The sequence below is a fragment of the Bradyrhizobium sp. S3.12.5 genome, from assembly GCF_040548225.1.
Taxonomy (GTDB): domain Bacteria; phylum Pseudomonadota; class Alphaproteobacteria; order Rhizobiales; family Xanthobacteraceae; genus Bradyrhizobium; species Bradyrhizobium cytisi.
Genome location: NZ_JBEPRF010000012.1, coordinates 177,660 through 199,076 on the forward strand (window position 1 = coordinate 177,660; position 21,417 = coordinate 199,076).

Sequence of the window (21,417 nt, forward strand, 5' to 3'; positions counted from 1 at the left end):
GCGGCCGATCAGATGCGGCGCGCCAGCGCCGCGTTGCCGGTGATGCGCGATGACGGGGCGGCAGGCGCCGCAGCTGATGTTGCGCCTGGGCTGGGTGTTCCGGAGCCATTGGATCCCTGAATGTCCTGCGCCGGGTTCGACGCGGCCCCGCCGGTAGCAGATGCCCCCTCGGGCCGCAATGGCCGGGGCGGTGCGAACAGAAAGCCCTGGCCGAACCGCACGTCATAGTCGAGCAAGTCGATCACCGCGCGCTCGCCCTCGATCCGCTCCGCGATCAAATCGATGCCGAAGCGGCCGAGCAGGTCGGACAGGTCGGAGGGATGAATATCCGAGGTCGACGCCTGCTTGGGGTCGAGCAGGAGCGAGGCCGGGACCTTGATGAAGCGCACGCCGCGGTCGGCGAGCTCGCGCGGCTCGATCCGCAAGTCGGTGACATGGTCGATCGAGAAGCGGAAGCCGCGCTGCGCGAGTGCCGCGAGATTCTCGGTCTCTGCAGGGCCGAGGCCGCGGAAGGTCGACTGCTTGAACTCCAGCACCAGCGATGGCGCGAGCGCCCGGTTGGCTTCGAGGAAGTCGAGGCATTGCGCGAAGGTGGTGGAATTGCCGAGCGTCGAAGCCGCGACGTTACAGAACACGCCGACATCCTTGTTGCGCACCATCAGCCGCCGCAACACCTGGACACAGCGCAACAACACCATGTTGTCGATGCGTCCGATCAGCCCCGAGACCTCGGCGATGCTGATGAACTCTTCCGCGGCAATCAGCTGGTCGCGCTCGTCGCGCACCCGGGTCACGGCCTCGTAGAAGCGGACCTTGCGCTGCGGCAGCGTCACCATCGGCTGGAGGAAGATGTCGATGCGGTTCTCGTCGATGGCGTTGCGCAACGTCACCAGCATCTGGGTCTGGTTGCGGCCATTGACCGTCGAAACGGCACTGGCGGTGTGGGTCTGGACGGCCGGCGGCGGCGTCGGCCGCGGCGGTGCGGGAAGCGGCGGAGGAGCGGCCGCACGTTCCTCGAAGGGCGCCATCAGGTCGATCGGTGCTTCCGGCTCCAGCCTGGCGACCGGAGCGGGGGCCGGCGCCGGCGCGTGACCGGCCAGCAGGTCCTCATGGGTCGACACGGTGGCGGCAAGCTGCCTGACCAGCCCGCCGAGCTCGTTGATCTCGCCGACCACCGACTGGACACGATCGGAATTGGTCGAATTGGACGAGGCGATACGGCCCTCGATCGCGGCGAGCCGGCGGCCGTACTCGGCCACCTGGCGGGCGAGATCGGCGGTGCCGCGCGACAGGTCGGCGATCTGCCCGCCGACGTCACTGCGGTCGCGCAGCCGCATCGAGACTGCGTTGTAGAGGATCAGGAAGGTCAGCGCGGTCAGCGCCACGATCGCGGATTCGGTTCCGCTGATGCCGACGACCGCGTAGAGCACGAGCCCGAGCGAGGCCGCGACCAAAACCATGCAGATGGCGATGAAGATCGTCGAAATGCGAATCATGCCGCGCGTTATGCCTCAAGAGCTGACTGCCTCACCCGGGAAAACACGGGCCGCAATTCGCACCCGTCACGCCTCATGCTTCCCAAGCATGCACGACCCTAACATCATTGTTGATTCGAGGGGATAGCGGCCGCACGCGGCGAGTGCCGGGTCAGGACGGCGCGGCGGCGCCGACCGTGTCGGCCGAAACGGCGTCGCGGCTGCCGAGCGGCTTGGGCCGTCCGGTGGTCGTATCGCGCAGGGTCTGCCGCTCGACCTCCGAGTTCAGCTCGGCCCCGAACATGATGACGATGGCCGACATCCACATCCACATCATCAGGCCGATCGCCGCGCCAAGCGAGCCGTACGTCGCGCTGTAGTTGGCGAATTCGGACATGTACCAGGACAACAGTGCCGAGCCGGCGATCCAGAGGATGGCGGCCGTCACTGCGCCGAGGCTCAGCCATTGCCAGCGCGGCGCATCCCGGCTGGGCGCGAAGCGGTAGAGGATGGCAAGCGCTACCAGCAGGAGGACGAACAGCAGCGGCCATCGTGCGAGAGCGATGACCAGCCTGCTTTCTGGCGCAAGCCCGAGATGGTTCAGCGCGAGCGGGAAGGCGACCACGGCGCCGACCATCAACAGCAGCGCTGCGATGCCGCCGACCGTGAAGGCCAGCGACACCAGGTTCAGGCGGATGAAGCTGCGCTTTTCACGCTCCTCGTAGGCGACGTTGAGCGCGTCGAAGACGGATTTGACGCCGGCGTTGGCGCTCCAGATCGCAAGCACAAGGCCGAACAGGAACGTGGCCCCAAGTGCTGTATTGCCTTTGGACACCACGCGGACGACCTGGTCCTGGATGATCTGGAACGTACCCTCGGGCAGCATCATCGCGAGGGTCTGCAGGTTGCCGGCGATCGTCGAGGGATTGGCGAACAGGCCGTAGAACGAGACGAGCGCGGTTATCGCAGGAAAGATCGCCAGCAACCCGAAGAAGACGACGCCGCCCGCGGTCGCGAGCAAGCGATCTTCATCGATGCGCTGATAGGTGCGCCAGAAAATATCCTTCCAGCCGGCCCACGGAATTGCGAACGGATCGTTGGAGCGACGGCCGCGTCCGGGCTGCGCGGCCGCACGCCCGGCGCTCGTCTCCGGCGAATTCGCCTCGTTATGGCGGTGGTCCTGCGGAGGCCCCGACCGGATCAGGCCAGACTCCTTGAAATACCGTTCCGCGCTCAGCACGAACACGGCACTGGCTGCCATCAGCAGCCACTTATCGAACTGCTCGGAGCGCCGCGCGGGCATCACGCGTCCGATCCATGCCCGTGCCGCCTTCGCCGCGCGGCAGTGAACCCCAAGACACCTATCGCCGCGAGCATCAGGCCAAGCTGCACCGGTCGGTTGGTGTGGATGGAGCTGGGTTTGCCGCCATTGCCGCGTTCGCCCGGCGCGAGCGGCACTAGGGGAATCGTCGTCGCGACCTCCTTTACCGCCTCCTTGACGGTTCCGAGCGGAATGCGCGGGGTGGCAATCGCCACTCGAAGCCGGCTGGCGAGTGGCACGATCGGCTTGGGCTTGCGCTTCATCTGCACCATGGCGACGCCGGCGCAGGCGACGGCCAGTACCAAGAGCACCGCCCCGACGGCCCCAAACCCCCAGAATTGTCCATAGGTGATCGCAACCCACCGGTAGAGAGCGATCAGGCCGACAAAGAAGGCCGCAATCAGGAACAGCCCGGCCACTACGAACAGTCCCACCGCGACCGCGTAGGACGTCACGCGTCCGGTGGTCTGGCTGGTGCGGTCACGCAGATACGACCGCGCCGCGCGCTTGAGATGATTGAGTTTCAGCGCCATGCCGGCGCGCAGCAATTCGCCCGATGGCGCGAGCATGCGGATATCCTCCGAAAGCGCGTAACTTCGTTGGGGGATGAACGTGGCGGAATTTGACTTGTTCCGCCGCGTGCTCGATCAACCGAGATCGGCGGCCGCGATCCAGAACACCTCGCCCTCGGAGTCCTCCGTGTCGAGCCAGAGCAGGGGCAGTTCCGGAAAAGCCTCGTCGACCAGCTCGCGACCGCGGCCGATCTCGCAGAGCAGGCCGCCGTCCGGTGTGAGATGGTCTGGCGCATCGCGCAGGATGCGACGGACGACGTCGAGGCCGTCGGCGCCACCGTCGAAGGCAAGCTTTGGCTCGGCCCGGCATTCCGGCGGCAGCGCCGCCATGCCTTCCGCGTCGACGTAGGGCGGGTTGGTGATGATAAGGTCGTATTTGTTGGCGCCGAGCGGCGCGAACAGGTCGCCCCGATGGAGCGTGATCCGCTCATCCAGCCGATGTTCCCCAACATTGCGCGCCGCGACTTCGAGTGCGCCCTTGGAGATGTCGACGGCGTCAACCATGGCATTCGGAAAGTGATATGCGGTGAGTATCGCGAGACATCCCGATCCCGTGCAGAGATCGAGCACGCGCTCGACGGCCGTGGGATCGTCGATCAGCGAACCCGCTTCGCCGTCGCCGCCGAAATGCGAATCCAGGAGCTCGCCAATGAAGGAGCGCGGAACGATGACGCGCTCGTCGACATAGAACGGCAGGCCGCGCATGTAGATCTTGTTGACGAGGTAGGCCGCCGGTTTGCGTGTGGTCACGCGCTTATGGATGAGATCGAGCAGGGTCTTGCCTTCAGCGGCGGTGACGCGCGCATGGCCAAAAATCTCGAACTGGTCGGGATGCAGGTGCAGGGCTTCGCAGACCAGGAAGACGGCTTCCGCCACCGGATCGGTCGTGCCGTGGGCAAAGGCAAGTTTCGCCTCGACGAAGCGGCTGACCGCATAGCGGACGAAATCGATCAGCGTGAGCAGCTCGCCGCGGCCGACCTTCGTGAGTTTTGGCGCAGCGCGGCCGCGCGTGGTCTTTCTCACGGCTCTTGCCATCAGGATCGGGTCCAGCGGGCGGCGGCCTCGTCGTCACGGGCGTGGGCCTCTACCCAGCCGGTGCCGGTGTCGCGCTCTTCCTTCTTCCAGAACGGTGCGCTGGTCTTGAGATAATCCATCAAGAACTCGGCCGCCTCAAACGCCGCCCGGCGGTGTTGCGAGGCGGTGAGCACCAGCACGATGTTCTGGCCGGGCATGAACCGCCCGACGCGATGGACGACCGTGACGCCGTTGAGCGGCCAGCGCGAGATCGCCTCGTCGACATGGCGCTTGATCTCTTCTTCCGCCATATCAGGATAATGCTCGAGCGTGAGCGCCGCGATCTTCGAACTGTCCTCGTCGGCGCGACAGATGCCGGAGAAGCTGACGACCGCGCCGATATCGGTGCGGCTCTCGGTCAGGACCGCGATCTCGCGCGCTATGTCGAAATCGTCTTGCTGGATGCGGATCGTGACGGGGCAGCTGGTCATAGGGGGAGTCATGGCCTAGCCGCCGGTCATAGGCGGGAAGAACGCGATCTCGCGGGCGCCAGCGATCGCGGCGTCGGCCTTGACGTGGGCGTGGTCGATCGCGGTGCGGATCACCTTCGGCTTCTCGAACGCATAGGCATGAGCCTCGCTTTGACCGGACAGCCAGGCGATCAGCTCCTCGACGGTGCGCACCGTCGCGGGCGGCTCGATCGTCTCCTCGGCCTTGCCGACGCGCTCGCGCACCCAGGCGAAGTACTTCACCCTCATCCCTCGTCCTCCTTGATGAGGTGGTGGATGCCGGCGCGGAAATAGTCGTAGCCCGTGTACATGGTCAGGATCGCCGAGGCCCATAGCAGGACGAGGCCGATCAGCGAGACCATAGGAACGACCTCGTCGCCGGCCGGACCGGCGAGCAGAAAGCCGATCGCGACGAGCTGAACCGTGGTCTTCCATTTGGCGAGCTTGGTCACGGGCACGCTGACACGGAGCGCGGCGAGGTATTCGCGCAGGCCCGAGACCAGGATCTCGCGGCACAGGATCACGATGGCGGCCCACAGCGACCAGCCATGGATGATACCATCGGCGGCCAGCATCAGGAGGCAGGAGGCGACCAGCAGCTTGTCGGCAATCGGGTCGAGCATCCGGCCGAACGCCGATTGCTGATTCCAGATCCGCGCGTAATAGCCGTCGAGATAGTCCGTCACCGCGGCGCCGATGAAGATCGCGACTGCGACCCAGCGCAGCCACAACGGGTAGTCCATGATCGACTGCGCATAGATGCATCCGACCACGACCGGGATCGCTGCGATCCGGCCATAGGTCAGGATGTTCGGGAGGGACATCGCGCGGCTGGTCGTCCCTCGTGTCGTGGCGATGTTCATCGGTCCTACCAATACCGCTCCAGCCTGAAGGTCAACCGTCCGCCCCCAATTGGGGCGCGGGATGCGACGACCATATGACTATAGCTTCGGCCCCTTTAGTTCACCCCGGCTGGGGATGGAAATAGTCGAAAATCCTGCGGGCGCTCTCGGCACTCACCCCAGGAACCTTGCCGAGATCGGCGATCGAGGCGCGTTCGATCTCCTTCAGGGTTCCGAAATGGTGCAGCAGGGCACGTTTGCGTGACGGGCCGATGCCCGGAATCTCCTGCAAACCGGCCTCGCGGATGTCCTTCTTGCGCAGCTTGCGGTGCGAGCCGATGACGAAGCGGTGGGCCTCGTCGCGCAGGCGCTGGATGAAATAGAGCACGGGGTCGCGCGGCTCCAGCTTGATCGGCTCGCGCTCCGGCATGAACAGGGTCTCGCGGCCGGCATCCCGGTCCGGCCCCTTCGCGACCGACATCAGCGACACCTGGGTCAGGCCGAGATTGGTGAAGATCTCCCTGACGGCGTTGAGCTGGCCGCGGCCGCCGTCGATGATCACGAGATCGGGCCATTGCGGGAAATCGTCGTCCTTGACCTTGGCAGGGCTCTCTTCGGGCGGGCTGATCAGGCGCTTGAAGCGGCGCTCCAGCACCTCGCGCATCATGCCGTAATCGTCGCCGGGCGTGAGCCCTTCGGACTTGATGTTGAACTTGCGGTACTGGTTCTTCACAAAACCGTCCGGGCCGGCGACGATCATGGCGCCGACAGCGTTGGTGCCCTGGATGTGGCTGTTGTCGTAAACCTCGATGCGCTTGGGCGCATGCGGCAGGCTCAGCGTCGTGGCCATGGCGTCGAGCAGGCGGCTTTGGGTCGCAGTATCCGCGAGCTTGCGGCCGAGCGCTTCGCGCGCATTGGTCAGCGCGTGGGTGACGAGCTCCTTCTTCTCGCCGCGCTTGGGCGTGGTGACCTCGATCTTGTGGCCGGCCTTGATCGACAGCGCGTTGGCGAGCAGGTCGCTCTCCTCGATGTCATGCGAGAGCAGGATGGTCTTCGGCGGCGGCTTGTCGTCGTAGAATTGTGCGAGGAAGGACCCCAGCACTTCCTCCGGCGTAAAGGTCTTCTCCGCGCGCGGGAAATAGGCGCGGTTGCCCCAGTTCTGGCCGGTGCGGAAGAAGAACACCTCGACGCAGGAGAAGCCGCCTTCCTGGTGGATGGCGAACACGTCGGCTTCCTCCACCGTGCGCGGATTGATGCCCTGCTGCGACTGGATCGCCGACAGCGCGGCGAGGCGGTCACGATAGAGCGCCGCGCTCTCGAATTCGAGCTCGCCGGAAGCCTTCTCCATCTCGCCTGCGAGCTCCTGCTTCACCGCCTGGCTCTTGCCGGACAGGAAGTCGGTCGCCTCGCGCACCAGCGTCGTATAGCCTCCGAAGTCGATCTCGCGGGTGCAGGGTCCGGCGCAACGGCGGATCTGGTAGAGCAGGCAGGGCCGCGAGCGGCTCTCGAAGAAGGAATCCGTGCAGGAGCGGATCAGGAATGCGCGCTGCAAGGCCGTGATGGTGCGGTTGACGGCGCCGGCGGAGGCGAACGGGCCGAAATAGCGCCCGGGCCGGGTCTGCGCCCCGCGGTGCTTCAGGATCTGCGGCGCCCAATGGTCGCCGGTGATCAGAATATAGGGAAACGATTTGTCGTCGCGCAGCTGCACGTTGAAGCGCGGCCGCAGCTGCTTGATGAGGTTGGCTTCCAGCAGCAGCGCCTCGGTCTCGGTCGTGGTCGAGACGATCTCCACGGTCACCGTGGCCGCGATCATGCGCAGGATGCGCGCCGGCAGCGGGGCACCCTGGCGGGCGTAGTTGGACAGGCGCTTTTTGACGTTCTTGGCCTTGCCGACATAGAGCACGTCGGCATTCGCGCTGAGCATGCGATAGACACCGGGCGAGGTCGGCGCGAGCCGGACCGCGCGCTCGATCGCCTCGTGACCGGTCGCCAGCGGCTCCTCGCCGATCGCGCCGCTCTCTTCCAGAATGTCGGGCAGCCGTGCATCGTCCTCGTCGTCGCCGCCCATGGTGGCGGGATCGAGGTCGGGCGGCGCCGTCTCCTGGGGCTGTTGGAGCGGGGCGTCGGCGGTCGCAACTCGCGGCGATTTGCGCGCGCGTGCGTCGTCCGGATCGTCGGTGGAATCGTGAACCATGGTGCGAATTTAGGCGCTGGGGGAGCCGATTTGAAGTTCCGGCCGTGCCGCACGCACAGAATGGCAGCGCAGCTCCCGGTAACGCTTCCTTAAGTCTGTTAACAGCGCGGTAACGGGTCTTAACAGCCCTTTAACTTAAAACTCTCGATAAATCTTACGCGAAAAAGTGGTGGTTCCGTAACCATGCGGTCTGGCCTTGCGCGGCGGTGCGGGCCTCGCACCCGGTTGCGGCAGTTGCGTTGGAGTGTGTGATGAAGGGGCTCGTTGTGGGCGCAGCCGCGTTGGTTGCAGCCGGCTGGGCGGCTTCGGCAGGGGCCGCCGATCTCAGTTACGGGCAGCGTGCGCCCTATACGGTCAATCAGCCGCTCAATGGCTACAGCTGGGCCGGCCCGTACCTCGGCGCCAATCTCGGCTATGAATGGGGCTCGGTGAGCAACACGCCCGTGAAGCCCTCCGGCTTCGTCGGCGGCGTGCAGGCCGGCTACAATTTCCAGAACGGCCCGTGGGTGTTCGGTGTCGAGGGCGACATCCAGGCCGCAGGCGCCGACGACACTTTTGCGCCGTGGAAGTTCTCCAATCCCTGGTTCGGCACACTGCGTGGTCGCGCCGGCTATGCCTTCAGCAACATCCTGTTCTACGGCACCGCCGGCCTCGCCTTCGGCGAGCTGCGCGCGCAGACCTTCGGCTGGACGGAATCGCACACCACCGCCGGCTGGACCGCCGGCGTCGGCGCGGAAGTCGGCTTCGCGCCGAATTGGAGCGCGAAGCTCGAATATCTCTACATCGATCTGTCGTCGAGCCAGTTCGCAATTACAGGCGTGTCAAACGGCTATAGCGCCAGCGTTGTTCGCGCAGGCGTGAACTATCACTTCTGATAGCCAAATAAGAAAATACCGGACTACAGCCTCCCGGCCGCTCGCGGCCGGGACTTTTTTGCGCCAGGCTTCTTGGGGCAGGTTCGCTACGAAAGGATCACGAGATTGACCGCCTTCGGCCCCTTCCCCTTCTTGTCCGGTTCGACTTCGAATGTGATACGCTGTCCTTCGGCAAGGTCCTTCAGTCCCGCCCGCTCAACCGCGGTGATGTGAACGAAGACATCGCGACCGCCGTCGTCCGGCTTGATGAAGCCGTAGCCGCGCTCGCCGTTGAAGAACTTAACCGTTCCCGTATTGGCCATCGGGAAACTCCCCCTCATTGCTCCTCCGTCGCAACGCAGACGCGCGTCGCGACATGACCGGGCATCACGTAGCCCGGGAGAGCTGGCCATCCTTGGGCAGACCCTTCGGTCCGACTGGATCTTTGTTAGGCCTTCACTCCGCCGCAACCATTCGCGGAAGCGGAACGTAAAGCCAGTCACGCCAACAGCATAATACGGTTCTTTGCAGATTGACTACCGCTACTGCATCTTTTTCCCAAGAATGGCGGCGCTTTAGGGGTAAGGCTTTGGTACTTCCAATCGGAATCTGGCAGCGCCGCCTTGGCCGAGCGGCATTTCCAGCTCGGGCAGGATCGTCTTGAGCTCGCCCTGCAGCGTATAGGGCGGATTGACGATCAACAGCCCGGCGGACGTGAGAGGTGCGCCGTCCATCTGCGGCGCGGCGCTGAATTCGAGCCGCAGACATTTTCCCGGAGTCTTTGCTGCAGCCGCGATCCGCGCCACCAGTTGCGCCAGCGCGTCGGTGGCGCGCCGGCTCTTGGCGGGATACCAGATTACATAGATACCGGTTGGCCATTTCGCATAAGCGGTGGAGAAGGCCTCGCCCAGTCTCTCGAACTCGTCTTTCGCCTCAAACGGCGGGTCGATCAGCACGAGCCCGCGCCGCTCCTTCGGCGGCACGAACGCCGGCAGCGCCATCCAGCCGTCGAGATCGACCACGCGGGCCTGTTCGTCGCGCCGCAACACGCCGATCAGCGCCTTGCGTGCCTTCGGCTCGAGCTCGCAGGCCACGAGGCGATCTTGCGGCCGCATCAGGCCGCGCGCGATCAAGGGCGAGCCCGGATAGGCCTTGAGTTCGCCCTTCGGATTGACGGCGCGGACGATGTCCATGTACGGCTTGGTCAGCGCGACGGTCTCGTTCGAAAGGCGCGCCTGCATCAGCCGCGCGATTCCCGTCAGCCACTCGCCGCTGCGGCGGGCCTCGTCGCTGTCGAGATCATAGAGGCCGGCACCCGCATGGGTGTCGATGACGCGGAAGGCGGCCGGCTTGTCCTGCAAATAGGTCAGGATGCGCGCCAGCACGATGTGCTTGATGACATCGGCGAAGTTGCCGGCGTGAAAGGCGTGGCGATAGTTCATGCAAGAGCACTACGCCACGCGATGGCTTGAGCAAAGAGGCACGACAGCCCGAACTACCCACCCCTGATCGGCGGCATCGTCACCTGGTCGCGGCGGCAGGCGCGGCGGTCGAGTTCTTCGCAGGCGCGGAACTGCAAATCCTTGCTGAGGCAGATGCGGACCTCGGAGAGCCGGGTGCGGTTGCAGGTGACCGAGACGGCTGCGTTGCTCAGGCCCGGATTGGCCTTGACGAAGGCTTCTTCCACCTCGCCCGGCGCCACGGTCTTGGCCTGCGACAAATCGAGATATTCGGCCGGAATCTTGATCGCGGCGCGCGCCCTGCGGATCGTCTCGAAGTAGCTGCGGTCGGTCAGCCCCGAGCAGGTGCCGTGCTTGTCCCATTCGTTGAAGATCAGCCCCGGCGCCGGCATCAGATCGAGCATCGAGGAGACGATGTTGCGGTTCAGCCGCGGCGACGGCCGCTGGCAATATTCCGGAAAGCCGTTCTCATATTGCGGCCACAGCCCGTGCACCACGAAGGAATAAGGCCGTCCCTCGCACTGGATATTCGAGCGTCCCCCGCCGCGGCCGCGCTCGGCCGCTTCCTCACAGAAGGACGGTGACCAGGATAGCGACAGCACATAGAAATCGAATTCGCCCGGCGCGTTCTGCCGTTTGTCCTGCGCCTTCGCGCCGCCGGCCAGCGCGATCAGCCCCGCGGCAAGGGTCAATGAGATCACAAGGCGGGAGAACGAATGCAATCTAAAATGAAACATGGCGACGTCCCTCAACTAGACTGTGCAATAAGCCTAGCAGGCAACAAGAACATTTCAAGAACAAAATTCAGGCGGCCGTCGATCGGCGGCTGGATCGTTCGAATCAGGGATCTTCGACTTAAGGCTTGGCGGCGCGGCAGGCCGGATTGTAGGCCCAGTTGCGGTCGAGCCCGACCACGCACCATTCCACGCCCTGGCCGTAACCGGCAAAGCCGCCGTCCTCGACGATCGAGAAGTGCACCCTGCGCATCTTGCCGTCGTTGAGCATGGCCTCGCCGGTGCAGTAGCGGCGCGGAATGTTGTCGGACGCCCAAGGCCGGAACGCGGTCTCGTGAACGGCCGAAAAGCCCTCGATCTTCAAAGGCGAATTCCAGAACGAGCTTTCCTTCTCCCAGAACTGGTTCGCGATCGTCGGCAGTGCCTTCTCGCAATCGGCGACGCTGCCGTCATAACGGGGCCCGCTCAGCCAGAAATTCAGCTCCAGCGGATTGGCGGCCCTTGCCTCACCGAGCGACAGCGCTCCGAACATGAGGCCGAGAACGGCGGCAAGGCGAAGCGATTTCAGGGAGGTTGAGGCGCGCATGGGCAATCCAGACAGCATGATCCGCGAAGGCAGGACGGTGACGCGAAGGGCGGGAGAGGTCAAGTGCAGCGCGGCAACACTCGGCCACGAGTTGACCATAAGGTCGCAGCCAACGGCCTATCCGTTCTTTTCACCGGCGGTCCGGCACCGTAAAGTGCTGCCAGCCAATCGGAGTGACGGGAATGCGAATCATTGCGGCCGCGGGCCTTCTTGCCTTGGGGATCATGGCGAGCCAGTCGGCGCGCGCCGACATCCTTCCGGTGCCGCCCTTCAAGGGCAACGACACCGGCGGTATCATCGCCTATTCCATGGCGACGCAGACCGATGCGCGCCAGGTCGCGGTGGATCATTGTGCGCGCTACGGCAAGGTGGTGAAATTCCTCGCCGTGCAGGCCTACGAGGGCGGCTACCTCTCCTTTGCCTGCCGCTGGGTGCCTTATGGCGCCGCCGATCGTCCGATCCGCACGCTCTACTGAGGCGTTTCGGGACGCCAGAGGTTGCGCACGACATCTCAGCCGGAGTCCCTCGCATGACGCGCAAGCTTGCTTTGCTCGGATCAGTCGCTTGTCTCGGGTTGTCGGCGGTTAGCGCCTCGGCCGACGATTTGCCGGTACGCAAGGCCGGTCTCTGGGAATTGAAGATGGTCAGGACCGGCTCGGCGATGCCGGAAATGACCATGCAGCACTGCACCGACGAGGCTGTCGACAAGCAGATGAACAGCAACATCTCGCCGATGGCCAAGCAGGCCTGCTCCAAGCAGGACGTCAAGAAGACCGCGACCGGCTATGTCAGCGATTCCGAGTGCAGCGTCGCCGGCATGTCCACGACTTCGCACGCCGAGATCACCGGCGATTTCAATTCGGCCTACACGGTGAAGACCTCGTCGCATGCGCAAGGTGGCGCGGTCGGCGCCGCGGGGCGTGACTCCACCATGACGCTCGAAGCGAAATGGCTCGGCGCCTGCAAGCCGGACCAGAAGCCCGGCGACATCGTGATGCCCGGCGGCTTCAAGATGAACGTCCGCGATGTCGATAAGCTGAAAGCGCTGCTGCCGAAGTAGGCGGGGGGCTGCTGCAGCTACACCGGAATCCGCACGCTCGCCCTTAATCCGCCCATCGGGCTGTCGCCGAGCGTGATGTCGCCGCCATGCGAGCGGGCAATGTCGCGGGCGATGGCGAGGCCTAAGCCCGTGCCACCTTCGTCCTGGTTGCGGGCGTTGTCGAGCCGCAGGAACGGCTTGAACACTTCCTCGCGCAGATGGACGGGAATGCCGGGGCCGTCGTCGTCGACGGTCACGGTGAGATAGCGGTGATCGCGCTGGCCGGAGATGGCGATGGCCTTGCCGTAGCGCGCGGCATTGGTGACGAGATTGGCGAGGCAGCGCTTGAACGAGGCCGGCTTCACCGTCACCACGGGCAGGCCGCTGAATGTCACGGTCGCGATGTGGCCGTGGCGTTCGGCATCGCTGCGCAGCTCCTCGAGTGCCTGCGCCATGTCGGTCGGCTGCGACTGCTCGCCGGAATCGCCGCGGGCGAACGCAAGGTAATCCTCCAGCATCATCGACATCTCGTCGACGTCCTTGCGCATGCCCTCCATCTCGGGGCTGTCGCCGATCAGCGCCAGCTCGAGCTTGAAGCGGGTGAGGATGGTGCGCAGGTCGTGGCTGACGCCGGCGAGCATCGCGGTGCGCTGCTCCATCGCACGTTCGATGCGCGACTTCATCTCGAGGAAGGCGCCCGCCGCGCGCCGCACCTCGCGCGCGCCGCGCGGCCTGAAGTTCGGCGCCTCGCGGCCCTTGCCGAAACTTTCCGCGGCGTCCGCAAGCCGCAGGATCGGCTTGATCTGGTTGCGCAGGAACAGCACCGACACGATCAGCAGGATCGACGATGTCCCGACCATCCAGAACAGGAAGATTTCCGAGTTCGAGGCGTAGGCGGCGCTGCGCTGCGCGAACACGCGCATCACGGCATCGTCGAGCTGGATGCGGATCTCGACGAGGTTGGAGCGGCCGACCGTATCGATCCAGAACGAGCGCCCGATCTGGCGGCCGAGCTGCACCGACAGCGTCTGGTCGAGCAGCGAGAAGAACGGCTTTGGTCCCGGCGGCGGCATGTCGCCGGCCGGCAGGAAGTCGACGACGAGACCGAGGCGCTGCTGCGCGATGCGGCGGATCTGGTCGCGGTCCTTGTCCTGCGGATAGCCCTTGTAGACGTCGATCAGCCCGGCGATGTCCTGCACCACCGCGGCCGACAGCCGGCGCGTCACCGTATTCCAGTGCCGCTCCATGAACACGAAGGCGACGACGGATTGCAGGATCACCATCGGCACGATCATGATCAGCAGTGCGCGGGCATAGAGGCCGGTCGGCATCCAGCCCTTGAACGCGTTGCCCATCCAGCCATTGGCGGCAGAGACGCGTCCGGCGGCGCTCTTGAGCAGCGTCAGGCCGGTATCGATCGTGCTCATCGGTCGTGCTTCACTGCTTTTATGGCGAGGCTACCAGCCGATAGCCGATGCCGCGCACCGCCTGAAGGAACAGCGGATTGGCGGGATCGGTTTCGATCTTTCGCCTGAGGCGGTTGATCTGCACGTCGACGGCGCGCTCGTTGACGCTGCCATTGCCGGTCAGCGCACTGCGTGGCACGGTCTCGCCCGGCGTCTCCGAGAGAATCCGCAGCATCTCGCGCTCGCGGTCGGTCAGGTGGATGACCTCCTCACCCTGGCGCAACTCGCCGCGATCGAGATGGTAGACGTACGGACCGAATGCGATCTTCTCGACCGTCACGGCCTGCGCCGGCGGCGCGGCGCGCTTGAGGATGTTGTTGATGCGCAGTGCCAGCTCACGCGGCTCGAACGGCTTTGCCACGTAATCGTCGGCGCCGATCTGAAGACCCTCGATGCGGGCCTCGGCTTCATGGCGCGCCGTCAGCATCACGATCGGGACCGAAGAAGACGTGCGGATGAAGCGGGCGAGATCGAAGCCGGTCTCGCCGGGCATCATGACGTCGAGGATGAGCAAGTCGAAATGCAGGCCCAAAAGCTTTGAACGCGCATCACCCGCGCTTGAAGCGGTGGTGACGCGATAGCCTTCGGCCGCGAGGAAGCGCGACAAGAGATCGCGGATGCGGCGATCGTCGTCGACCAGCAGAAGATGCGGGGCGTCGTCAGCCGGTTCTACCGGCGGACGGGCGAGCGTGGCAGCGAGCGGCACGGTCACTCCTTTTCGTCTTGATGGCTGGTGGCGAAGATCGTCTCGAGCACCTTGTCCGGATCGTCGCGGTCGATCATCGCGCGCAGGAAACGCTTGACGGTCTCGGCATCCTGCGGCGCCAGCTCGGCGAGCGCCTTGGTGATGCGCGTGGTCTGCAGGCCGGCGAGCTTCTGCACCAGTGCCTCGCCCTTCGGCGTCGCATAGAGCAGCCGCTGGCGGCGGTCATTGTCGCCGGTCTTCTGCAAGATGTAGCCCTCGTCCAGGAGCTGCTTGAGCACGCGGCCGAGCGATTGTTTTGTGATGCGCAGGACGTCGAGCAGATCGGCGACCTTCAGGCCGGGATAGCGATAAACGAAGTGCATGACCCGGTGATGGGCCCGGCCGAAGCCAAAAGCCTCCAGCTCCTGGTCGGGGTCGCCGACGAAATCGCGATAGGCGAAGAACAGCAGCTCGATGATATCCCAGCGCAAATTGCCTCCTTCGCCTGCCGCCGGCCGTGGCTCGGCAGCGTCTTGAGAGGGAGTCGCGAAATTTATGTCAGGCATATTGACGTATCTTGGGTTCAATGTTACAAAACGATTGGCCCACACGAAATTTTAGATCGTCTCGTGTCGGGTGGCATTTTCAAGGGCGGCCGGAGCGAGCCGGACAGGCGGCAACGGCCGGATCAGATCTACCGTGCGATTGTCGAGCGGCATTTCGGCAAAACATACTGGACTTCCGCCTTCCGCAAAAGCATGTCCTCGACGGACATGCTGGCCACGGAAACCGGCCGTAACAAGGCTGGCGGTGGTTCGGCCAGAAACCACATCAAGTCAGCCGGGCCCGGAACGGGCAGGCGGACGGCGGAACAGCGCAGCCACCGGCAGCGGGAGCCAAGGACATGAGCATGAAATTCGACATCCAGCCCGCATCCAATCCGACGCCTGAGAAGGACCGGGTCGCCAAGCTGGTCGATCCCGGCTTCGGACGCGTTTTCACCGACCACATGGCGGTGGTCCGCGACAACCAGGCCAAGGGCGGCTGGTATGAGGCGCGCGTCGAGGCCCGCGCCAATTTCCAGATCGATCCGGCCGGCGCGGTCCTGCACTACGCCCAGGAGATCTTTGAAGGCCTCAAGGCCTACAAGCGCGATGACGGCGGGGTGAATCTGTTTCGTCCCGACGCCAATGCGCGGCGCTTCAAGGACTCCGCTGATCGCATGGCGATGGCGCAGCTCCCCGAGGACGTCTTCATCGAGGCGGTCGAGCAGGTCGTGCGCATCGACCGCGCCTGGATCCCGGGCGGCGAGGGCAGTCTTTATCTGCGCCCCTTCATGATCGCGAGCGAAACCTTCCTCGGCGTCAAGCCGTCGTCCGAATACATCTTTGCGGTGATCGCTTCGCCGGTCGGCTCCTATTTCAAGGGCGGCCCCGCGCCGGTCTCGATCTGGGTCTCCGAGAATTACACGCGTGCCGCGGTCGGCGGCACCGGCGCCGTCAAATGCGGCGGCAATTACGCGGCGAGCCTGCGTGCGCAGGCGGAAGCCATCCAGCACGGCTGCGATCAGGTGGTGTTCCTCGACGCGATCGAGCGCCGCTACATCGAGGAGCTCGGCGGCATGAACGTGTTCTTCGTGTTCGAGGACGGCTCGCTGTCGACGCCGCCGCTCGGCACCATCCTGCCCGGCATCACCCGCGACTCCATCATCACGCTCGCCCGCGATGCCGGCAAGACCGTGCGCGAGGAGCCGTATTCGATCGATCAGTGGCGCAAGGATGCGGCGAGCGGCAAGCTGAAGGAAGCGTTCGCCTGCGGCACCGCGGCCGTGATCTCGCCGATCGGCAAGGTGCGCTCGGTGAGCGGCGATTTCGAGATCAGCGGCGGCGCCGCCGGCCCCGTCGCCATGGGCCTGCGCAAGCAGCTCGTCGACATCCAGTACGGTCGCACCAACGATCCGCACAGCTGGATCAAGAAGGTGATTTGAGATCTCGTGTCCCGGACGCGGCGCAGCGCTTCTTCAGCGGTGCGCTGCAGAGCCGGGACCCATGCCGCCGCGGATGGACCCCGGATCAGCAGCGCACCACGCCGCCAAGAGGCGGCGCGCTGCGCAGCATCCGGGGAACACCATTAGCCGGCAGTTGCCGCATCGCGCCTCGGCTGGTAAACGCCCGCATGGCCGAAAAACCCAAAAAACCCCAGAAGCTGAAGGCGCGGCTGCCGCGCGGGCTCGAGGATCGCGATCCCGCCGCGATCCGGGCGACGCGCGAGATGGTCGAGAAGATCCGCGCCGTCTACGAGCTCTACGGGTTCGAGCCGGTGGAGACGCCGGCGATGGAATACACCGACGCGCTCGGCAAATTCCTCCCCGACCAGGACCGCCCCAACGAGGGCGTGTTCTCGTTCCAGGACGATGACGAGCAGTGGATCAGCTTGCGCTACGATCTGACCGCGCCGCTCGCGCGCTATGTCGGCGAGCGCTATGGCACCGATGGCCTGGTCCTGCCCTATCGCAGCTACCGCGTCGGCTACGTCTTCCGCAACGAGAAGCCCGGCCCCGGCCGCTTCCGCCAGTTCATGCAGTTCGACGCCGACACGGTCGGCTCGGCGACGCTGGCGGCGGATGCCGAGATCTGCATGATGGCCGCGGACACGATGGAAGCGCTTGGTGTCGCGCGCGGCCAGTATGTGGTGAAGGTGAACAACCGCAAGGTGCTCGACGGCGTGCGCGACGCGCTCGGGATTATCGACGATAGCCAGTGGCTCACGATTATGCGCGCGATCGACAAGCTCGATCGGCTCGGTCTTGCCGGAGTCCAGCAACTGCTAGGTGAAGGTCGAAAGGACGAGTCTGGTGACTTTACAAAGGGCGCGGGACTAAAACCTGCTGATATTGTCTTGGTCACGAGTGTCATCGAGCAAGTTGATGATGCCGACGAGAAAATTGCTCAGATTGACTTGCGGCTGCGTGACAGCAAAGTCGGTCAACAAGGCCGCGAAGAGTTGGAGGAAATAGAGCGGCTTGTGAAAGCTTCCGGTTATGGTCCGGACCGCATCAAGGTCGATCCCTCTGTCGTCCGCGGACTGGAATACTACACCGGTCCCGTCTACGAGGTCGAACTGCTGCTCGACACCAAGGACGAGAAGGGCCGCCCGGTGCGCTTCGGCTCCGTCGGCGGCGGCGGCCGTTACGACGGCCTCGTCTCGCGCTTCCGCGGCGAGCCGGTGCCGGCGACCGGTTTCTCGATCGGCGTGTCGCGGCTCCAGGCCGCGCTGACGCTGCTCGGCAAGCTCGACACGCGGCCCGAAGTCGGCCCCGTCGTCGTCACCGTGTTCGACCGCGACCGCGTCGCCGACTACCAGAAGATGGTCGCAAGCTTGCGCACCGCGGGCATCCGCGCCGAGCTCTATCTCGGCAATCCCAAGAACATGGGCAATCAGCTCAAATATGCCGACCGCCGCAACTCACCCTGCGTGGTCATCCAGGGCTCGGATGAAAAGGCGCGCGGCGAGCTGCAGATCAAGGATCTGATCGAGGGCGCCAAGGCCGCCGCTGCCATCGCCTCCAACCAGGAATGGCGCGAGACGCGCCCCGCGCAGTTCTCGTGCAGCGAAGCCGACCTCGTCGCAAAAGTGCGCGAGGTGCTAGCGCGCCATGACGTCAGCTGGGGCTAGCCATTCGTTTCGATCGTCGTGCCCGGGCTTGTCCCGGGCACCCACGTCTTGTTTGATAGCGATGTCCGTGGATGGCCGGGACAAGCCCGGCGATGACGGAGAGGCGAGAGGGAGAGATAATATGCCTGAGATCACCGTCAGCATGGCCGAAGGCCGCACCGACGAGCAGAAGGCCGGCATGATGCGCGACATCACGCAGGCATTGGTGAAGAATCTCGGCGTCGACGCCGATGCCGTCGTCATCCAGATCAACGAAGCCCCGCTCCGCCACAAGATGAAAGGCGGCAAGACCTTCGTGGAACGCGCCGCGGCGGCGAAGAAGTGACGCGTTAGCGTCATTCCGGGGCAGCCCCTTGGGGCTGAACCCGGAATCTCGATCGATAATTTCTGGATTCCGGGTTCGCGCTTCGCGCGCCCCGGAATGACGAGCAAACACCATGGACGCACGCGACTTCATCACAATCGGCATGAGCGCCGAGCGCACGCTGGTGGTGCCGGCCGAGCGCACGGTTGGGCATTTCGTGCCTGATATGCCGATGGTCTATGCGACACCGATGATGATCCTGGAGATGGAGATGACGTCGGGCGATGCGATCCGCTCCGCGCTGCAGCCGGGCTGGGTCACTGTCGGCACCGAGGTCGATATCCGCCATCTCGCCGCCGCCCTCGTCGGCGCGACGGTGCGGACCACCGCGAAAGTGACCGCGGTGGAGCGCCGCGTCATCCGCTTCGAGGTCGAGGCATTCGAGGGCACGCGCAAGCTCGGCGAAGGCCGCCATGCGCGCGGGCTCGTCAATGTCGCGATGTTCAACAAGCGGTTGGGAGCGTAGCGGCAAACGCTGCGCTACTTCGCCAATTCCTTCGACCGCTTCGTCGCCGCCGCAATCGCGCGGATCATCAGATCGCGCAAGCCTGGCTCGCCCATCAGCACGCCGAGCGCCGCGGCGGTGGTGCCGCCGGGTGAGGTGACGTTCTGGCGCAGCGTGCTGGAGGGAAGATCCGACTGATGCAGCAGCTCGCCGGAGCCCGCGACCGTTTCCCGCGCGAGCTTTGTCGCCAGCGCCTCGGGCAGGCCAGCTTCGACGCCGGCGCGTGCGAGCTCTTCGGCGAGCAGGAACACGTAAGCGGGCCCGGAGCCGGAGACGGCAGTGACGGCATCCATCAGGCTTTCATCCTCGACCCATTCGACCGAGCCGGTGGCGCGCAGCAATGCATCGGCCACCGCGCGCTGCGCGGCGCTGACGTTCTTCGCAGCGACGGCCACGGTGATGCCGCGGCCGATCGCGGCCGGCGTGTTCGGCATCGCGCGCACCACGGCGCCGCCGCAGACCTCCTCGAGCGAGGCAATCGTGGTTCCCGCCATGATCGAGACCACCGAGGTGTTTTCCGAGACGAACGATTTCAGCCTGGCGCCGGCCTCGCGGAACATCTGCGGCTTCACCGCGACCACCATCGTCTCGACGCGGCCCGCCGCCTTCACGTCGGGATTGAGCGCAACGCCTTTGGCGGCCAGCGCGCTGATCTCGGGCGAGATGTGCGGCTCGACCACCGCGACGCGGCGCGGATCGAGCCCGCCCGCCAGCCATCCGGTCAGCATCGCGCCGCCCATCTTGCCGGCGCCGGCGAGCAGGATGGTGCCGGTGATGTTTTGGAGAGTGTTGTTGCTGGCCACTGCGGTCACCATGAACAAAGGTGTCGTCCCCGGCCTAGTGCGCAATTGCGCATGGGGGGCCGGGACCCATATCCCACGAGTGGTTCTAGTGGATCGAGGTGTTGGCAACAAGCCGCGTGCCACACGGGCATCACGCGGTACGGGTCCCGGATCGGCGCTCCGCTTCGCTGCGCTTGTCCGGGACGACGGTGGAGAGGAAGGGCGCGGCCTACGCCTCACCCGCCGTATCGAACATCGCGGCGTCCATGGCCTGCGCGGTCGTCTTGCCAGCCCACACCACGAACTGGAACGCCGGAAAATAGCGTTCGCAGGCGTGAATGGCGCCGGCGAGCATGGCTTCGCATTGCGCGGTCGAGGCGGTGAGTCCGCCCGGCAGCACCAGCGCCTGACGGTGCATGATCATGCCGGTGTTGGTCCACAGGTCGAAATGGCCGATCCACAATTGCTCGTTGACCGCGGCGACGAGCCGCTGCACCTCGCCTCTGCGTGCAACAGGAATCTTCATGTCGAAAGCGCAAGCCAGATGCAGCGCCTCGATCTCGCCCATCCAGGTGAACGAGATCTGGTAGTCGGTCCATTGCCCCTTCGAGACAATGGTCAGCTCGTCTTCGCCGGAACGTTCGAACGGCCAGTTGTTGCTGGCAGCGATATCCTCGACCACCGCGAGCGGATGGCTTTTGGAATCGATGGTGCCTTCGAGCAGGGACATGCCGTCTCGACCTCTTGCCTTCTTGTTGTCTTTGATACGCACGCGGTTGGTCCGGCGCGCTCCCTTAATGTCGTTAAGGCGATCCCTTCGGAGTCGCTCTCGCGATCTCGGGATCAGCGCGGGCTTGTCGCGGATCAACTGATGTGATTTGCGGAATCTGCGCAACCGGCTGCCGAGTCCGTCCACAAGCCAGGACTCGTTCGTCCACAGCTCATCTCGGCCACAATTATTAACGAAAAGAACAAACCGGAATCGGACTCCCGGACCGCGTACCGTTAATTCCGCCCCGCGAGGGCCAGTCCGCCATGGGCGGCATGGGACCATGCGGTTTTCCCATGCGGAACACGCTTGCTGCGGCGCCGGACCGGCGTCATATTTCCCTCAGGTCGCTCAATCCCGAGCGGCCGATGTTCTCAGGGCGGGGTGAAAGTCCCCACCGGCGGTAAGGGTTGAAAGGCCCAAGCCCGCGAGCGCCTTCCCCAAGGTTTTTGTCCAAAGGGAAGGGTCAGCAGATTCGGTGCAACTCCGAAGCCGACGGTTAAAGTCCGGATGAAAGAGAACGGTCGGTGGCAGACGCGTCGCAAGATGCGGCTGTCTGTCGTTCCGTGTG

Annotated in this window: 24 protein-coding genes and 1 riboswitch; of the genes, 7 read left to right on the forward strand and 17 right to left on the reverse strand. The window is 64.9% G+C overall.

From position 1 onward, the window contains the following. Nucleotides 1-8: 8 nt before the first annotated feature. The 8 genes from ABIC09_RS19575 to uvrC all read right to left on the reverse strand — a co-directional run bounded on the left by ABIC09_RS19575 (nt 9) and on the right by uvrC (nt 7,927). Nucleotides 9-1,496, reverse strand: coding sequence for an EAL domain-containing protein (locus ABIC09_RS19575; RefSeq protein WP_354110257.1), 1,488 nt, complete (start codon nt 1,494-1,496; stop codon nt 9-11). Between the two features lie 151 nt (nt 1,497-1,647). Next, nucleotides 1,648-2,778, reverse strand: coding sequence for a YihY/virulence factor BrkB family protein (locus ABIC09_RS19580; RefSeq protein ID WP_354110258.1), 1,131 nt, complete (start codon nt 2,776-2,778; stop codon nt 1,648-1,650). Continuing rightward, on the reverse strand, nt 2,778-3,365 hold the full coding sequence (locus ABIC09_RS19585; RefSeq protein ID WP_354110259.1) for a phage holin family protein: 588 nt from the start codon (nt 3,363-3,365) through the stop codon (nt 2,778-2,780). Before ABIC09_RS19585 ends, ABIC09_RS19580 begins: the two co-directional genes overlap by 1 nt. 78 nt (nt 3,366-3,443) lie before the next feature. Continuing rightward, nucleotides 3,444-4,403, reverse strand: coding sequence for a 50S ribosomal protein L3 N(5)-glutamine methyltransferase (gene prmB, locus ABIC09_RS19590; RefSeq protein WP_354032979.1), 960 nt, complete (start codon nt 4,401-4,403; stop codon nt 3,444-3,446). Beyond that, nucleotides 4,403-4,885, reverse strand: coding sequence for a molybdenum cofactor biosynthesis protein MoaE (locus ABIC09_RS19595; RefSeq protein WP_148751104.1), 483 nt, complete (start codon nt 4,883-4,885; stop codon nt 4,403-4,405). The genes prmB and ABIC09_RS19595 overlap by 1 nt, the downstream gene beginning before the upstream one ends. Nucleotides 4,886-4,888: 3 nt before the next feature. Continuing rightward, nucleotides 4,889-5,140: a molybdopterin converting factor subunit 1 gene (gene moaD, locus ABIC09_RS19600; protein WP_354110260.1), complete on the reverse strand. Its 252-nt coding sequence runs from the start codon at nt 5,138-5,140 to the stop codon at nt 4,889-4,891. Beyond that, nucleotides 5,137-5,754 (reverse strand): CDP-diacylglycerol--glycerol-3-phosphate 3-phosphatidyltransferase, encoded by a 618-nt coding sequence (gene pgsA / locus ABIC09_RS19605; protein WP_148751106.1) that lies wholly within the window; start codon nt 5,752-5,754, stop codon nt 5,137-5,139. The genes moaD and pgsA overlap by 4 nt, the downstream gene beginning before the upstream one ends. A 100-nt stretch (nt 5,755-5,854) precedes the next feature. Further along, nucleotides 5,855-7,927, reverse strand: coding sequence for an excinuclease ABC subunit UvrC (uvrC, locus tag ABIC09_RS19610; protein ID WP_354110261.1), 2,073 nt, complete (start codon nt 7,925-7,927; stop codon nt 5,855-5,857). 251 nt (nt 7,928-8,178) lie between these two features. Here uvrC and ABIC09_RS19615 point away from each other — a divergent pair, with 251 nt between their 5' ends. Next, entirely contained in the window at nt 8,179-8,802 is a 624-nt protein-coding gene (locus ABIC09_RS19615; RefSeq protein ID WP_148751108.1) for an outer membrane protein, read from the forward strand. 86 nt (nt 8,803-8,888) lie between these two features. Here ABIC09_RS19615 and ABIC09_RS19620 read toward each other — a convergent pair whose 3' ends face one another. From ABIC09_RS19620 to ABIC09_RS19635, 4 genes are all read right to left on the reverse strand, one after another. Beyond that, the gene (locus ABIC09_RS19620; protein ID WP_027534220.1) at nt 8,889-9,104 is read right to left on the reverse strand and encodes a cold-shock protein; all 216 of its coding nucleotides are present in this window, start codon (nt 9,102-9,104) and stop codon (nt 8,889-8,891) included. 252 nt (nt 9,105-9,356) lie between these two features. Then, nucleotides 9,357-10,223, reverse strand: a complete 867-nt coding sequence (locus ABIC09_RS19625) for a 23S rRNA (adenine(2030)-N(6))-methyltransferase RlmJ (RefSeq protein ID WP_354110262.1) — start codon at nt 10,221-10,223, stop codon at nt 9,357-9,359. 53 nt (nt 10,224-10,276) lie between these two features. Next, a complete protein-coding gene (locus ABIC09_RS19630) occupies nt 10,277-10,978 on the reverse strand; it encodes a ribonuclease T2 family protein (RefSeq protein WP_354110263.1) in 702 nt (233 codons plus the stop codon). 118 nt (nt 10,979-11,096) lie between these two features. Further along, nucleotides 11,097-11,561, reverse strand: a complete 465-nt coding sequence (locus ABIC09_RS19635) for a hypothetical protein (RefSeq protein WP_354110264.1) — start codon at nt 11,559-11,561, stop codon at nt 11,097-11,099. Nucleotides 11,562-11,743: 182 nt separating this feature from the next. Here ABIC09_RS19635 and ABIC09_RS19640 point away from each other — a divergent pair, with 182 nt between their 5' ends. Both ABIC09_RS19640 and ABIC09_RS19645 read left to right on the forward strand, forming a co-directional pair. Next, entirely contained in the window at nt 11,744-12,037 is a 294-nt protein-coding gene (locus tag ABIC09_RS19640) for a hypothetical protein (protein WP_148751112.1), read from the forward strand. Nucleotides 12,038-12,090: 53 nt separating this feature from the next. Continuing rightward, the gene (locus tag ABIC09_RS19645) at nt 12,091-12,621 is read left to right on the forward strand and encodes a DUF3617 domain-containing protein (protein ID WP_354110265.1); all 531 of its coding nucleotides are present in this window, start codon (nt 12,091-12,093) and stop codon (nt 12,619-12,621) included. Nucleotides 12,622-12,638: 17 nt separating this feature from the next. On the opposite strand, the gene ABIC09_RS19650 is transcribed toward ABIC09_RS19645, so the two are convergent. The 3 genes from ABIC09_RS19650 to ABIC09_RS19660 are packed head-to-tail and all read right to left on the reverse strand — an operon-like array spanning nt 12,639 to nt 15,317. Further along, nucleotides 12,639-14,027, reverse strand: a complete 1,389-nt coding sequence (locus ABIC09_RS19650) for an ATP-binding protein (protein WP_148751114.1) — start codon at nt 14,025-14,027, stop codon at nt 12,639-12,641. Between the two features lie 19 nt (nt 14,028-14,046). Beyond that, a complete protein-coding gene (locus ABIC09_RS19655) occupies nt 14,047-14,778 on the reverse strand; it encodes a response regulator (protein WP_148751115.1) in 732 nt (243 codons plus the stop codon). Then, complete coding sequence (locus ABIC09_RS19660; protein WP_187434824.1) at nt 14,775-15,317, reverse strand: MarR family winged helix-turn-helix transcriptional regulator; 543 nt, start codon at nt 15,315-15,317, stop codon at nt 14,775-14,777. The genes ABIC09_RS19655 and ABIC09_RS19660 overlap by 4 nt, the downstream gene beginning before the upstream one ends. A gap of 338 nt (nt 15,318-15,655) precedes the next feature. On the opposite strand from ABIC09_RS19660, the gene ABIC09_RS19665 reads away from it, so the two are divergent. The 4 genes from ABIC09_RS19665 (at nt 15,656) to ABIC09_RS19680 (ending at nt 19,256) form a co-directional block, all read left to right on the forward strand. Continuing rightward, the gene (locus ABIC09_RS19665) at nt 15,656-16,738 is read left to right on the forward strand and encodes a branched-chain amino acid aminotransferase (RefSeq protein ID WP_354110266.1); all 1,083 of its coding nucleotides are present in this window, start codon (nt 15,656-15,658) and stop codon (nt 16,736-16,738) included. A 188-nt stretch (nt 16,739-16,926) separates the two neighbouring features. Continuing rightward, nucleotides 16,927-18,426 carry a histidine--tRNA ligase gene (hisS, locus tag ABIC09_RS19670; RefSeq protein WP_354110267.1) on the forward strand — a complete coding sequence of 500 codons (1,500 nt, stop codon included), beginning with the start codon at nt 16,927-16,929 and terminating at the stop codon, nt 18,424-18,426. 121 nt (nt 18,427-18,547) lie between these two features. Then, a complete protein-coding gene (locus ABIC09_RS19675) occupies nt 18,548-18,751 on the forward strand; it encodes a tautomerase family protein (protein WP_008144861.1) in 204 nt (67 codons plus the stop codon). Between the two features lie 112 nt (nt 18,752-18,863). Then, nucleotides 18,864-19,256 (forward strand): thioesterase family protein, encoded by a 393-nt coding sequence (locus ABIC09_RS19680; protein ID WP_354082417.1) that lies wholly within the window; start codon nt 18,864-18,866, stop codon nt 19,254-19,256. A 14-nt stretch (nt 19,257-19,270) separates the two neighbouring features. Here ABIC09_RS19680 and proC read toward each other — a convergent pair whose 3' ends face one another. Beyond that, a complete protein-coding gene (proC, locus tag ABIC09_RS19685; protein ID WP_354110268.1) occupies nt 19,271-20,110 on the reverse strand; it encodes a pyrroline-5-carboxylate reductase in 840 nt (279 codons plus the stop codon). Nucleotides 20,111-20,306: 196 nt separating this feature from the next. Next, nucleotides 20,307-20,807 (reverse strand): type III secretion system chaperone family protein, encoded by a 501-nt coding sequence (locus ABIC09_RS19690; RefSeq protein ID WP_148751121.1) that lies wholly within the window; start codon nt 20,805-20,807, stop codon nt 20,307-20,309. Between the two features lie 405 nt (nt 20,808-21,212). Beyond that, a riboswitch (FMN riboswitch) is annotated at nt 21,213-21,372 on the forward strand. Nucleotides 21,373-21,417: the final 45 nt, after the last annotated feature.